This is a genomic window from Kitasatospora kazusensis, from assembly GCF_039529945.1.
Lineage (GTDB): Bacteria > Actinomycetota > Actinomycetes > Streptomycetales > Streptomycetaceae > Kitasatospora > Kitasatospora kazusensis.
Map to the genome: position 1 here is coordinate 61,820 of NZ_BAAANT010000020.1, position 13,854 is coordinate 75,673.

At 72.0% G+C, this 13,854-nt stretch carries 11 protein-coding genes; 2 read left to right on the top strand and 9 right to left on the bottom strand.

Annotation, left to right across the window (positions count from 1 at the left end; genetic code table 11):
* Positions 1 to 4 precede the first annotated feature (4 nt).
* From ABD330_RS18420 to rsmI, 9 genes are all read right to left on the bottom strand, one after another.
* Positions 5 to 1,336 carry an MFS transporter gene (locus tag ABD330_RS18420; protein WP_344466361.1) on the bottom strand — a complete coding sequence of 444 codons (1,332 nt, stop codon included), beginning with the start codon at positions 1,334 to 1,336 and terminating at the stop codon, positions 5 to 7.
* Positions 1,337 to 1,545: 209 nt separating this feature from the next.
* Complete coding sequence (locus ABD330_RS18425) at positions 1,546 to 3,339, bottom strand: ABC-F family ATP-binding cassette domain-containing protein (RefSeq protein WP_344466363.1); 1,794 nt, start codon at positions 3,337 to 3,339, stop codon at positions 1,546 to 1,548.
* 74 nt (positions 3,340 to 3,413) lie between these two features.
* Positions 3,414 to 4,346 carry a 4-(cytidine 5'-diphospho)-2-C-methyl-D-erythritol kinase gene (locus tag ABD330_RS18430; RefSeq protein WP_344466365.1) on the bottom strand — a complete coding sequence of 311 codons (933 nt, stop codon included), beginning with the start codon at positions 4,344 to 4,346 and terminating at the stop codon, positions 3,414 to 3,416.
* On the bottom strand, positions 4,343 to 5,224 hold the full coding sequence (gene rsmA / locus ABD330_RS18435) for a 16S rRNA (adenine(1518)-N(6)/adenine(1519)-N(6))-dimethyltransferase RsmA (protein WP_344466367.1): 882 nt from the start codon (positions 5,222 to 5,224) through the stop codon (positions 4,343 to 4,345). The genes ABD330_RS18430 and rsmA overlap by 4 nt, the downstream gene beginning before the upstream one ends.
* A 28-nt stretch (positions 5,225 to 5,252) precedes the next feature.
* Positions 5,253 to 5,807 carry a Uma2 family endonuclease gene (locus ABD330_RS18440; protein WP_344466369.1) on the bottom strand — a complete coding sequence of 185 codons (555 nt, stop codon included), beginning with the start codon at positions 5,805 to 5,807 and terminating at the stop codon, positions 5,253 to 5,255.
* A 45-nt stretch (positions 5,808 to 5,852) separates the two neighbouring features.
* Positions 5,853 to 6,749, bottom strand: coding sequence for a TatD family hydrolase (locus tag ABD330_RS18445; RefSeq protein ID WP_344466371.1), 897 nt, complete (start codon positions 6,747 to 6,749; stop codon positions 5,853 to 5,855).
* Complete coding sequence (gene metG / locus ABD330_RS18450; protein ID WP_344466373.1) at positions 6,749 to 8,371, bottom strand: methionine--tRNA ligase; 1,623 nt, start codon at positions 8,369 to 8,371, stop codon at positions 6,749 to 6,751. The genes ABD330_RS18445 and metG overlap by 1 nt, the downstream gene beginning before the upstream one ends.
* Before the next feature lie 59 nt (positions 8,372 to 8,430).
* On the bottom strand, positions 8,431 to 8,865 hold the full coding sequence (locus ABD330_RS18455) for a hypothetical protein (RefSeq protein WP_344466375.1): 435 nt from the start codon (positions 8,863 to 8,865) through the stop codon (positions 8,431 to 8,433).
* Positions 8,866 to 9,104: 239 nt separating this feature from the next.
* A complete protein-coding gene (rsmI, locus tag ABD330_RS18460) occupies positions 9,105 to 10,028 on the bottom strand; it encodes a 16S rRNA (cytidine(1402)-2'-O)-methyltransferase (protein WP_344466377.1) in 924 nt (307 codons plus the stop codon).
* A 119-nt stretch (positions 10,029 to 10,147) separates the two neighbouring features.
* Between rsmI and ABD330_RS18465 the strand changes: the two genes are divergently transcribed.
* On the top strand, positions 10,148 to 11,980 hold the full coding sequence (locus tag ABD330_RS18465) for a dolichyl-phosphate-mannose--protein mannosyltransferase (protein WP_425555572.1): 1,833 nt from the start codon (positions 10,148 to 10,150) through the stop codon (positions 11,978 to 11,980).
* Positions 11,981 to 12,117: 137 nt separating this feature from the next.
* Positions 12,118 to 13,818, top strand: a complete 1,701-nt coding sequence (locus tag ABD330_RS18470; RefSeq protein WP_344466379.1) for a penicillin-binding transpeptidase domain-containing protein — start codon at positions 12,118 to 12,120, stop codon at positions 13,816 to 13,818.
* Positions 13,819 to 13,854: the final 36 nt, after the last annotated feature.

The following is a 13,854-nucleotide window of genomic DNA, read 5'->3' on the forward strand; positions in this document are numbered from 1 at the left end:
GCCGCTACCTGACGGGCCGGCCCGTCAGGCCCCCGGCCCGCGCGGCGGGCAGCACCGCCGCGAGGTCGTTGCCCCGGGTCTCCGGCAGCGCGGCCAGGCAGAGCAGCGAGACCAGGCCGACCCCCGCCAGGTACCAGCCCACCGGCTCGGCGGTGCCGTACGCGGCGGTCAGCCTGGTCGCCACCAGCGGCGCCGTCGCGCCGCCGACGATGCCGCCGAGGTTGTACGTCAGGGACGCGCCCGTGTACCGCACATGGGTCGGGAAGAGCTCCGGCAGGAAGGCCGCCACCGGCCCGAACAGGCAGCCGAGGACGGCCATCGCCCCGACCAGGGCGAGCGCCACCAGCGGCCCCCGCAGGGTCTCCAGCAGCGGGAAGAGCACCAGCGACCACCCGACCGCCAGCGCCGTGGCGAGCATCAGCACCCGGCGCCGCCCCCAGCGGTCGCTGCGCCCGGCCGTACACCAGGCCGCCGACCCCTTGGCCCCCGCGCCCACCAGCAGCAGCCCCAGCACCAGCCCCCGGGCCAGGCCGAGTTGGGCGGTGGCGTAGGCGAGCGCGAAGGTGGTGGTCAGGTAGAACAGCGCGTACCCGACCATGGTCGCGCCGCCGGCCAGCAGCACCGTCCGGCCGTGGTGCCGCAGCACCGTGACGACCGGCACCTCGACCGGCCGGGCCCGGTCCCGGAAGAGCGGGCTCTCGGCGATCCCGAGCCGGACGTACAGCCCGACGGCGACCAGCGCCAACGAGGCCAGGAACGGCACCCGCCAGCCCCAGGCCAGGAAGGCCCGGTCGCTGAGCCCCTCGGACAGCACCAGGAACACCCCGGTGGCCAGGAAGAATCCCACGCACGGCCCGAGTTGCAGGTACGCCCCGTACCGCCCGCGCCGGCCCGCCGGGGCGTGCTCGGCCAGCAGCAGTGCCGCGCCGCCCCACTCCCCGCCCAGGCCCACCCCCTGGCAGACCCGCAGCAGCACCAGCAGCGCCGGCGCCCACGCCCCCCAGCCGCCGTACCCGGGCAGCAGGCCCACGGCGGCCGTGGAGAGGCCCATCAGCAGCAGCGAGACCACCAGGGTGGCCTTGCGGCCCAGCCGGTCGCCGAAGTGTCCGAACAGCACCGCGCCGAGCGGGCGGGCCAGGAACGCCACGGCGTAGACCGAGAAGGCCGCGAACAGGGCCCCGGCGGCACCCAGCCCGGGGAAGAACACCCGGCCGAACACCAGGGCGGCGGCGGTGCCGTAGAGGAAGAAGTCGTAGTACTCGATCGCGGTGCCGATGAAGGCCGCCGTCGCGATCCGGCGGAGGCCGCCGGGCGCCACTGTGTCGTCAGAGCTCATGACATCCACAGTGGCGGCCCGCCGACCTGCGCCGACAGCAGGCACACGGGTGATCCGGGCGCGCGGTGGCTGCCGCCCGCCCCCACTACGCGCAGGGGCGCAAGGCACTTCGCGAAGCGGAAGGTGCGGCGCCGTCACTCCCGATGTCGCGCAGTCCCCCGCGCCCCCGGACAGTGCAACCGACCCCAGCGCCTCTCTGCCGGTCGGTCTTACTCGACCTGCTCGGCGAGCTCCATCCAGGCCAGTTCGAGGCCTTCCTTCTCCTCCTTGACCTTGCGCAGCTGGGCGTCGAGGTCGGCGACCTTGGAGAAGTCGGCGGCGTGGTCGGCCAGCTGGGTGTGCAGCTTGGCCTCCTGCTGGTCCAGCTTGGCGATCTGACGCTCCGTGCGCTGCATCTCCTTCTTCAGCGCGCGGGTGTCGCCGACCGGCTTCACCTGGGCGGCCACCGAGGAGGGCACCGCCGCCTCGGCGATCTTCGCCCGGCGCTCCAGGTACTCGTCGACGCCGTTCGGCAGCATCCGCAGCCGCTGGTCGCCGAGCAGGGCGTGCACGGTGTCCGTGGTGCGCTCGATGAAGAACCGGTCGTGGCTGATCACGACCATCGAGCCCGGCCAGCCGTCGAGCAGGTCCTCCAGCTGGTTGAGGGTCTCGATGTCCAGGTCGTTGGTGGGCTCGTCGAGGAAGAGCACGTTGGGCTCGTCCATCAGCAGGCGCAGCAGCTGCAGCCGGCGGCGCTCGCCACCGGAGAGGTCGCCGACCGGCGTCCACTGCTTGTCCTTGGTGAAGCCGAACTGCTCGCAGAGCTGGCCGGCGCTCATCTCCCGGCCCTTGCCGAGGTCGACCCGGCCGCGGATCTGCTCGACGGCCTGGAGCACCCGGGTCGTCGGGTCCAGCTCGGCGATCTCCTGGGACAGGTACGCCAGCCGGACGGTCTTGCCGACCTTGACCACGCCGGAGGCGGGCTGCACGTCGCCCTGGCTCGCGTACGCGGCCTGCATGGCGCGCAGCAGCGAGGTCTTGCCCGCGCCGTTGACGCCGAGCAGGCCGATCCGGTCGCCGGGGCCGAGGTTCCAGGTGAGGTTCTCCAGCAACAGCTTCGGGCCGGCCTTGACGGTGACGTTCTCCAGCTCGAAGACCGTGCGGCCCAGGCGCGCGTTGGCGAACTTCATCAGCTCGGACTTGTCGCGCGGCTCCGGGACGTCGGCGATCAGCGCGTTGGCCGCCTCGATCCGGTAGCGCGGCTTGGAGGTCCGGGCGGGGGCGCCGCGGCGCAGCCAGGCGAGCTCCTTGCGGGCCAGGTTCTGCCGCTTGCTCTCCTCCGTCGCCTCGATCCGGGAGCGCTCGGCGCGGGCGAAGACGTAGTCGGAGTAGCCGCCCTCGTACTCGTGCACCTCGCCGCGCTGGACGTCCCACATCTTGATGGCGACCTGGTCCAGGAACCACCGGTCGTGGGTGACGCAGACGAGCGCGGAGCGGCGCTTGCTGAGGTGCTGGGCCAGCCAGGCGATGCCCTCGACGTCGAGGTGGTTGGTGGGCTCGTCCAGCACGATCAGGTCGTGCTCGCCGAGCAGCAGCTTGGCCAGCGCGATCCGGCGGCGCTCGCCACCGGAGAGCGGGCCGATCACGGTGTCCAGGCCCTTGTCGAAGCCGGGCAGGTCGAGGCCGCCGAACAGGCCCTGGATGATGTCGCGGATCCGCGCGTCGCCCAGCCACTGGTGGTCGTCGCGGTCGGCGATCACCTCGTGCCGGATGGTCGCCTTCGGGTCGAGCGAGTCGTGCTGGGTGAGGACGGCCATCTGCAGACCGCCCGAGTGGGTGATCCGCCCGCTGTCCGGCTCCTCCAGCTTGGCGAGCATCCGGATCAGCGTGGTCTTGCCGTCACCGTTGCGCCCGACGACCCCGATCCGGTCCCCTTCGCTGACGCCGAGGCTGACGCCGTCCAGCAGGGCACGAGTGCCGAAGACCTTCGTGACGGACTCGATGGTGGCGAGATTGACGGCCACTGCTGCTGCTCCTGGGATCGGTGTCACCGGGGAGTGCCCCGACCTTCCAAGAGTAGTCGGCGCGCCGTGTCGTCTCAGCTCTCGGTCGCGCGGGGGTGGATTGCCGCCCCCGGGACCGGCCCGTACGTCGCGTGGGCGGTGCGGCAGGTGCCGGAGGCCGCCAGGGCGGTCGCGAGGGCCTCGGCGGCTTCGGCGTCCTTGGCGAGGAAGGCGCAGGTCGGGCCGGAGCCGGAGACCAGGGCGCCGATCGCACCGGCTTCGGTGCCGGCCGCGAGGGTGGCGGCGAGCGACGGGCGCAGCGACAGGGCAGCGGACTGGAGGTCGTTGGTGAGGGCGGCTGCCAGGGCGGCCGGGTCACCGGTGGCGAGGGCGGCGAGCAGGGCGGGTGCGGCGTCCGGGGTGGGGACGTCGGTGTCGCCGGACCCCGTACCGGCCTCCTCCCGGAGGCGGTCGCACTCGCGGAAGACGGCGGGGGTGGAGAGGCCGCCGTCGGCGACCGCGAAGACCCAGTGGAAGGTGCCCGTGACGGGCAGCGCCTCCAGGATCTCGCCCCGGCCCCGGCCCAGCGCGACACCGCCGAGCAGCGCGAACGGGACGTCGGAGCCGAGTTCGGCGGCCAGGTCGAGCAGGTTCTCGAACGGGGTGTCCAGGCCCCAGAGCGCGTCGCAGGCGACCAGCGCGGCGGCGCCGTCCGCGCTGCCGCCCGCCATGCCGCCGGCCACCGGGATGGCCTTGGCGATGTGCAGGTGGACGCCGGGGTCGGCGAGGCCGTGGTGGGCGGCCAGCAGGCGGGCCGCGCGGGCGGCGAGGTTGGTGTCGTCCAGCGGCACCTGGGCGGCGTCCGGGCCGCTGCAGGTGAGCGTGACGCCCTCGCCGGGGGCCGCCGTCACCTCGTCGCCGAGGGCGACGGCGAAGAAGACGTTGGCCAGGTCGTGGAAGCCGTCGGCCCGCAGGCCGCCGACCCCGAGCTGGACGTTGACCTTGGCGGGGACCCGGACCTTGATCACAGCTCTGACGCCTTCGGCTTGTGCTCGGCGATGGCGGCGAACTGCTCGACCGTCAGCATCTCGCCGCGCAGCTTGTGGTCGATCCCGGCGGCGGCCAGCGCCTCCTCGGCGGCGGCCGGGGAGCCGGCCCAGCCGGCCAGCGCGGCCCGCAGGGTCTTGCGGCGCTGGGCGAAGGCGGCGTCCACCACGGTGAAGACCTCGCGCCGGGTGGCGGTGGTCTTCGGCGGCTCGCGGCGGATCAGCGAGACCAGGCCGGAGTCGACGTTCGGCGCGGGCCAGAAGACGTTGCGGCCGATCGCGCCGGAGCGCTTGACCTCCGCGTACCAGTTGGCCTTGACCGACGGAACCCCGTACACCTTGTTGCCCGGCTTGGCGGCGAGCCGGTCGGCGACCTCGCTCTGCACCATGACGAGCGTGCGCTCGATGCTGGGGAAGGCCGCCAGCATGTGCAGCAGCACCGGCACGGCGACGTTGTACGGCAGGTTGGCGACCAGCGCGGTGGGCGGCGGGCCCGGCAGCTCGGTGACGTCCATCGCGTCGCTCAGCACGAGGTCGAAGTGCTCGGCCCGCTCGGGCATCCGGGCGCCGATGGTGGTGGGCAGGTGCCGCGCCAGCAGCGGGTCGATCTCGACCGCCGTCACGTGCGCCGCGACCTCCAGCAGCGCGAGCGTCAGCGACCCGAGCCCGGGGCCGACCTCGACCACCGAGTCCTCCGCCGTCACCCCGGCGGCCCGGACGATCCGCCGCACGGTGTTGCCGTCGATGACGAAGTTCTGCCCACGCTGCTTGGTCGGCTTCACGCCCAGAGCTGCTGCCAGCTCCCGGATGTCGGAGGCGCCGAGGAGGTGGCTGTCGGGGGTGGGGTCGGTGGTGCTCACCCGGCAAGGATACGGGCCCCGCGGCGCCTCAGTTCCGAGGGAACCGCTCGGTCTCAAGACTGACCTCGCGACCGTCCGGCAGCATGAAGGTGACTGGATCGCCGAACTCCAGCGGGAGCTGCTTCTGGTAGCCCTTGCCATGGACAGGGTCGGTGAGCAGCCGGCATGTTCCCTTGAGGGGGTCGACGATCAGGTAGACAGGGATGCTGTACTTCGCGTAGGTCTTGGGCTTGGTCAGATAGTCGTTGTCGACGGAGCTGGCCGAGACGATCTCGATCACCGCATCAACGTCAGCCCACTCGTACCGCCCGGAGGCGTTCACCCGAGCGTCTTGCGCCATCACTGCGAGGTCGGGGGCATAGCCGTTCCGGTAGCCCGGAAAGTCGACCGGCACATCGAGGGTGATGTTCGCATCGTGCCCCAGCTGGTCTTCCAGCTGTCGCACGATGATCCGCATCAGCCTCGACTGGACCTCGCTCTGTGGTGACACGACGATGTTCCCCTCGATGATCTCCACCCGGTAGCCCTCCGGGATGAACATCTCGCCCACGGTCGCCCACAGGTCATCGATAGCTGTCGACATGGTGCCTCCCTTCAGCCAGGTCCAGTATGGCGCGGGACGGTCGGCTCAGTAGCCGAACGCCCGCGCCGTGTTCTCCGCGACGGCCGTCGCCAGCTCGTCCTCGTGCAGGCCCAGGGTCTCGGCCATCGAGCGCAGGGTGACCGGGATCAGGTAGGGCGCGTTGGGGCGGCCCCGGTACGGGTGGGGGGTGAGGAAGGGGGCGTCGGTCTCGATCAGGACGCGGTCGAGCGGGGTGACGGCGAGGGCGTCGCGCAGGGGCTGGTTGGCCTTGAAGGTGACCGGGCCGGCGAAGGAGAGGTACCAGCCGTGCTCGGCGCAGACCTCGGCCATCGCGGCGTCGCCGGAGTAGCAGTGGAAGACCGTCCGCTCGGGGGCGCCCTCCTTCAGCAGCAGGTCGATGACGTCCTGGTGGGCGTCCCGGTCGTGGATCACCAGGGCCTTGCCGTGGCGCTTGGCGATCTCGATGTGGCGGCGGAAGGACTCCTTCTGGATGTCGACGCCCTCGGGCCCGGTCCGGAAGTAGTCGAGGCCGGTCTCGCCGACGGCCTTGACGTGCGGCAGCGCGGCGAGCGCGTCGATCTCGGCGAGGGCGGCATCCAGGGCGGGCGGGCCGCCCGGCGTGCGCTTCTGGCCGGACCAGCCGTCCGGGTCGCCGAGGACCAGGCGCGGGGCCTCGTTGGGGTGCAGGGCGACGGCCGCGTGCACGGCCTCGAACTCGGCGGCCAGCTCGGCCGCCCAGCGCGAGCCGGCCACGTCGCAGCCCACCTGGACGACGGTGGTGACGCCGACCGAGGCGGCCCTGGCCAGGCTCTCGGCCGGGGTGCCGGACTGCATGTCCAGGTGGGTGTGCGAGTCGGCCACGGCCACCGCGAGCGGCGCGGGCAGCGGCGGCGGGGTGGTCCGGTCCGCGCTTTTGGAATCGGACACAGTCTTCGAGGCCATCAGAGGGCCGCCTTCTCTTCCAGGCGCGGGAAGAGGATCTCGCCCTTGGTGACGGTGGAGCCGGCCGGCAGCCGCCCCCAGTCCGCAACGGTGGCGATGGTCTGGTCGGCGAGCGCGCCCAGCCCGGCTTCGGCGCCCAGCGAGTCCCAGAGCTTCTCGGCGGTGGCCGGCATCAGCGGGTTGAGCAGGACGGCCGTCGCACGCAGCGCCTCGGCGGCGGTGTAGAGGATGGTCGCGAGCCGGGCCTGTCCGGCCGCGGACTCGTCCTTGGCCACCTTCCAGGGCTCCTGCTCGGTGAGGTAGCCGTTGACCTGCTTGACGAACTCGAAGACCGCCGCGATGCCGCCCGCGAAGTCCAGCTCCTCGCCGATCTTCCGGTCGGCGGTCTGCACGGCCGTGGCCAGGCCCTCGGCCACGGCCTGCTCGGCCGGGCCGGCGGCGGTCGCGGCGGGCAGCGAGCGGTCGAAGTACTTGCCGACCATCGCCGCGACCCGGGAGGCGAGGTTGCCGAAGTCGTTGGCCAGTTCCGAGGTGTACCGGGCGGTGAAGTCCTCCCAGGAGAACGAGCCGTCGGTGCCGAACGGGATGGCCCGCAGGAAGTAGTAGCGGTAGGCGTCCACGCCGAAGTGCGCGGTCAGGTCCTGCGGCGCGATGCCGGTCAGGTTGGACTTGCTCATCTTCTCGCCGCCGACCATCAGCCAGCCGTTGGCGACGACGCGCTGGGGCAACGGCAGCCCGGCGGCCATCAGCATGGCGGGCCAGATCACCGCATGGAAGCGCAGGATGTCCTTGCCCACCAGGTGCACGGAGGCCGGCCACAGCTCGGCGAAACGCTCCGGGTCGGCGCCGTACCCGGCGGCGGTGAGGTAGTTCTGCAGCGCGTCCACCCACACGTAGAGGACGTGCTTCTCGTCCCAGGGCAGCGGGATGCCCCAGTCGAAGGTGGAGCGGGAGATCGAGAGGTCCTGCAGCCCCTGCTCGACGAAGCGCAGCACCTCGTTGCGCGCGGAGGCGGGCGCGATGAAGTCCGGGTTGGCGGCGTAGAACTCCAGCAGCTTCGGCCCGTACGCCGAGAGGCGGAAGAAGTAGTTCTCCTCCTCCAGCCACTCGACCGGCTTCTTGTGGATCGGGCAGAGCTTCACGTCGTTGGAATCAGACGCAGTGTCCGTGGCACCGGGCAGCAGCTCGGCGGGGAGCTTGTACTCCTCGCAGCCGACGCAGTACGGGCCCTCGTAGCCGCCCTTGTAGATCTCGCCCTTGTCGTGCAGGTCCTGGACGAACTCCTGCACGCGGTCGGTGTGCCGCTGCTCGGTGGTCCGGATGAAGTCGTCGTTGGCGATATCCAGGTGCTGCCAGAGCGGCTTCCAGGCGTCCTCGACCAGCTTGTCGCACCACTCCTGCGGGGTGACGCCGTTGGCCTCGGCGGTCCGCATGATCTTCTGGCCGTGCTCGTCGGTACCGGTCAGGTACCAGACCTTCTCGCCGCGCTGGCGGTGCCAGCGGGTGAGTACGTCGCCCGCGACGGTGGTGTACGCGTGGCCCAGGTGCGGGCGGTCGTTTACGTAGTAGATCGGGGTGGTGACGTAGAACGCCGAGGTGTCGTGGTCTGCAGTGGCCGCCATGGCCGAAAGCTTAGACTGACCGGAGTAACCGTGCGGCTCGCAGCCCGAGGGGCGGGCGGCTACGCCGCGCGGCGGGAGAAGCGGCTGAACCAGCGGCGGCGCGGCCCTGCGTGTGCCGGGGAGTCGGCGGGCGGCGCCGCGGGCTCGGCGTGCGGGGCGAAGCCCGGCGCCGGGTACGCGGAGTGCTCGGCGGTGGCAACCCGGCCCTCCCGCATGATGCGGACGGTGTGGCCGCCGCACCCCGGGCAGGTCGGCTTGAGCAGCGGTGAGGGGACGCGGACGCCGTTGGCGTGGTACTCGATCGCGGTGTGCCCGTCCCGGGCCACGTGGTGCTCGATGTCGTACGCCTGCTCCCACCCGTAGCCGCAGCTCAGGCAGGCGAAGGAGTACGCCTCCCGGACCGTCTCGACGGGGGTGGCCGGCCGGGTGGTCAGCCCGACTGCCGCGTTGCCGCTCACCTTGCCACTCAGAGGGCTACCGATGGTCTCGCTCATAGCCGTCTCCCAGCGCCCTCCGGACGTTCGTCCGGCTCGGGTCTTCACATCCCAGGGAATGCCCAGGACCTGTACTCCGCCACCCGGCTTGCCAAGACTTGGCTCTGAATTGGAGCTACCTGGAGGAAGTCGGGGCCAAAGCTTCAGCTCAGCGGGTGTTTATCGAGTACTCCCTACCAAGGTACGACCACGAAAAGCCGATCACCCGCAGACCGTCGATCGCTTGTATGGTTTTCCGATTAACTTTCGCGCCGCTCTTCCGTACCGGCCTTCGTACCGGCCTTCGCGCCCGCCTTCGGGCCCGCCTTGCCGCCCGCTCCCGCCTCGGTCTTCGCGGCCACCACCGCGTCGAAGACCTCGCGCTTGGGCAGGCCCAGCTCGATCGCCAGGGCCGCGATGGCCTCCTTGCGGTGCTCCCCCGCCTCCTCCCGGACAGCGACCCGGCGGGCCAGCTCCTGCGGGGTGAGCGTGACCGGGCCGGCCGGCGGGGCGCCCGCGACGACCACGGTGATCTCGCCGCGGACGCCGTCGGCGGCCCAGACCGCGAGTTCGCCGAGCGGGCCGCGCTTGATCTCCTCGTACGTCTTGGTCAGCTCGCGGCAGACGGCGGCGGGGCGGTCGGCGCCGAACGCGACGGCCATCGCGTCGAGCGCCTCGGCGATCCGGTGCGGGGCCTCGAAGAAGACCATGGTGCGCGGCTCGGCGGCGACCTCGGCGAGCTGGCGGGCCCGGTCGCCGGCCTTGCGGGGCAGGAAGCCCTCGAAGGTGAAGCGGTCCACCGGCAGCCCGGACAGGGCCAGCGCGGTGAGCACGGCGGACGGCCCCGGCACCGCGGTGACCTTGATGCCGGCCGCGACGGCGGCGTCGACCAGGCGGTAGCCGGGGTCGGAGACCGAGGGCATCCCGGCGTCCGTGACCAGCAGCACCCGGGCGCCGCCGAGCAGCGCCTCGACCAGTTCGGGGGTGCGGCCGACCTCGTTGCCCTCGAAGTAGGAGAGCACCCGGCCGGCCGGGGTGACCCCGAGCGCCTGGGTGAGGCGGCGCAGCCTGCGGGTGTCCTCGGCGGCGATCACGTCCGCCGTGGACAGCTCGGTGAGCAGCCGGGGCGGGGCGTCCGAGACGTCGCCGATGGGGGTTCCTGCGAGAACGAGTACACCAGTCACAGGGCCCATCCTCGCAGTACGGCGGGCGGTTTCCCCGCCGCTCCCCCACGGCGGGGAGATTGGTGACGAACCGGACAGCTTCGGAGCGGCCCGTCGCCCGCTCACGGCCCGCCCCTACGATGTGGCGGGTGAGCCGCGACCTGGTACCTGAGACGCCCACTGGCGTAGACCACACCGAGCGGGGTGGCGTGGATCTGCCGAGCGACACCCCCGCCGTCCCGGCGCAGCGCGGTCGGTGGCAGCGCGGGCTGGAGCGGTACGGGTACCGGGCGCCGGACGGCGCGGAGCTCGCCGAGCGGCTGGTACCGCCGATGCCGGACGGCCCGGGCGTGACGCCCGACCCTGTGCCGCCCTCGCCGGTGCTGGCCCGGCTGGGCATCGCGCTGCCGGCCGGCCTCTGGTCCTGGCTGGTCCGCTGGTCGGGCTGGCTCGGGCCGGTCGGGGTGGCGCTGTTCGGCGGGCTGCTGCGGTTCGCGAGCCTGGGGCAGCCGAACGCGGTGATCTTCGACGAGACCTACTACGCCAAGGACGCGTACGCGCTCTGGCACGGCGGCTACGAGACGAACTGGCCGGACGACGCCAACGGCAAGATCCTCGGCTCGCCGCAGTCGATCCCCTTCCGCACCGACCCGTCGTTCATCGTGCACCCGCCGGTCGGGAAGTGGGTGATCGGGCTCGGCGAGTGGCTGTTCGGGATGCACCCGTTCGGCTGGCGGTTCATGGTGGCGCTGCTCGGCACGATGTCCCTCCTGATGACCGCCAGGATCGCCCGCCGGCTGTTCCGCTCGACGCTGCTGGGCTGCGTGGCCGGGCTGCTGCTGTCGGTGGACGGGCTGCACTTCGTGATGAGCCGCTCCGCGCTGCTCGACCTGGTGGTGATGTTCTGGTTCCTGGCCGCCTTCGGCTTCCTGCTGCTCGACCGGGACCGGACCAGGGCACTGATCGCCCGCCACCTGGAGAACACCCCGAGCGCCAGCGGCGACTGGCTGACGGTGGGATGGCGCCCATACCGGCTGGCCGCCGCCGTCTCGATCGGGCTGATGGGCGCGACCAAGTGGAGCGGCATGTACGTGCTGGTCGCGTTCTGGCTGCTCGGCGTCTGCTGGGACTTGGGCGCCCGGCGGCTGGCCGGCACCCGGCACCCGCTCCGGTACGCCCTCTGGGACGCGACGCTCGCCGGGCCGCTGCTGCTCCTGGTGGCGAGCACGGTGTACGTGGCCTCCTGGACGGGCTGGTTCCTGAGCAGCACCGCACCGGACAAGGGCGGCTACGGCCGGGACTGGGCGCTGCACCGCGCCGGGCTGTCGCCCGAGTACGTCCAGGGCGTCCGGATGCCCTTCCGGGTGGACATGACCTGGGTGCCGGACGCGCTGCGCAGCCTCTGGCACTACCACTCGGCGGTGTACGACTTCCACGTCCATCTGACCAGCCCGCACACCTACCAGTCGAGCCCCTGGAGCTGGCTGGTGCAGGGCCGTCCGGTGTCGTACTTCTACGACTCCCCGAAGCTCGGCCAGAGCGGCTGCCAGGTGAACGAGTGCGCCCGCGAGGTGCTCGCGATCGGCACTCCGCTGCTCTGGTGGGCGGGCGTGGCGGCGCTGGCGTACTGCCTGTACCGCTGGGCGCTGCGGCGGGACTGGCGGGCCGGTGCGGTGCTGTGCGCGGTCGCGGCCGGGTACCTGCCGTGGTTCCTGTACCCGACCCGGACGATCTTCCTGTTCTACGCGGTCGCCTTCGTGCCGTTCCTGGTGCTCGCCGTGACGATGATGATCGGCGCGATGATAGGGCCGGCGAAGGCCTCGCCGGAGCGCCGGGTGATCGGCGTCACGGCCGCCGGACTGCTGATTCTGCTGATCATGTGCAACTTCCTGTACTTCTACCCGCTTTATACGGGAGAGACGATCCCGATGGACGCCTGGCGGGCCCGGATGTGGTTCACCAGCTGGATCTGACCGCCGGCCCGGACCGCCGGAGCTGACGCGGCGGCAGGTACCAGAACGGTGACAAAGCGGACTCCGGCTGCTGTTGCGAGGGGTCCGCCTGACTAGGGTGTCTCGATCGACCGAACGGACAACGGGGGGAACGCACCATGAACAAGGGCACCAAGATAGCCATCGGCACCGTCTGCGCCGTGCTGCTCGGCGCGGGCGGCTACGGCGCCTACGACCTCACCGGGCTGGCCGGCTCCAGCTCGGCCTCCTCGACCCCCACCCCGGTGACGGTGTCCAGTGAGCCGCCGACCGCCGACCAGGCCGCGGCCGGGGCGAAGGCGTTCCTGGACGCCTGGTCCGGCGGGGACCTGGCCGCGGCCTCCGCGCTGACCGACCAGCCGGGCCAGGCCCTGACGGCATTGACCGCCTTCAAGACCAAGCTCAACCCCAGCGCGATCACCCTCGTCCCCGGCGGCTCGGCCACCCCGGCCTCCTCCGCCGCGCCGTCCGCGTCGGCCTCCGCGTCCGCGTCGGCGTCCTCGGGTGCCACCGCCGACCCGGGCGCGCCCGCCTCGCAGGTGAAGGTCGGTTTCTCGGCGAAGGTCGAGTTCGCCACCACCGGCAACGCCTGGAACTACGCCGGCGCGCTCGGGGTGGTCAAGATGAGCAACGGCAAGACGCTGGTGCACTGGGCGCCGACCGTGATCCACCCGCACCTGGGCACCGGCGAGAGCATCGGTGTGGCGCCGATCTACGCACCGCCGTCCTCGGTGGTGGACCGCAACGGCAAGTCCCTGAAGGGCTTCGCCTCGCTCGACCAGCTGCTCGGCTCGTTCAACAGCCAGGCCGCCGGCAACCCGGGCGACGCCGGACAGGGCGTGGTGATCACCGACGACTCGGGCCAGAAGCCGGCCGAGAAGCTCTTCACCGTCACCGACCCCAAGCCTGGCAAGCCGCTCAGCCTGACCCTGGACGCCAAGGTGCAGGCGGCGGCGGAGAGCGCGTTGAAGGCGCACGCGTCGGGGCTCCAGGGGTCGGTCGTCGCGATCGAGCCGAGCACCGGCAACATCCTGGCCATCGCCAACACCCCCGCCAGCTACAACCGGGCCTTCCTCGGCGGCCTCGCCCCCGGCTCGACCATGAAGATCATCGATGCGGCCGCGCTGCTGGAGGCCGGGATCAGCCCGTCGGCGACCATGCCCTGCCCCGAGACCATCACGGTGAACGGGAACACCATCGCCAACGACGAGAAGGGCGCCTTCCCGAACAACACGTTCACCCAGGACTTCGCCGCCTCGTGCAACACCGCCTTCATCCAGCAGGGCATGAAGACGCTGACCGGCAGCCAGCAGGCGGACACGGCGAAGGAGGTCTTCGGCCTCGGCCCGGTCTGGGCGCTCGGCCTCAAGATCAACCCGGCGAAGATCCCCGCGCCCGCCACCCCCAACCAGCGGGCCGCCGACCTGATCGGCCAGGGCACCATCACGATGAACTCGCTCGCGATGGCCTCCGTCTCGGCGACCGTCCAGAACGGCACCTTCCACCAGCCGATCCTGGTCCCCGGGAGCAAGCAGCTCCCCGCCGACCGCACCCTCTCCGGCAGCACGCTGGACGCCCTGCGGAGCATGATGCGGCAGGTCGTGACCAGTGGCACCGCGGCGGGTGTGTCCGGCCTGCCCAGCGGCACCGGCGCCAAGACCGGCACCGCCGAGGTCGGCAACCAGGCCAAGTCCAACAGCTGGTTCACCGCCTTCAGCGGCAACCTCGCGGTGGCGGTGGAGATCGAGGGCGGCGGACACGGCGCGGACGCGGCCGCCCCGGCGGCCGCCGTGGTCCTCCAGGTCGGCAACAAGGGCTGATCCCCCCACGGGCGGGGAACCGCACGGTTCCCCGCC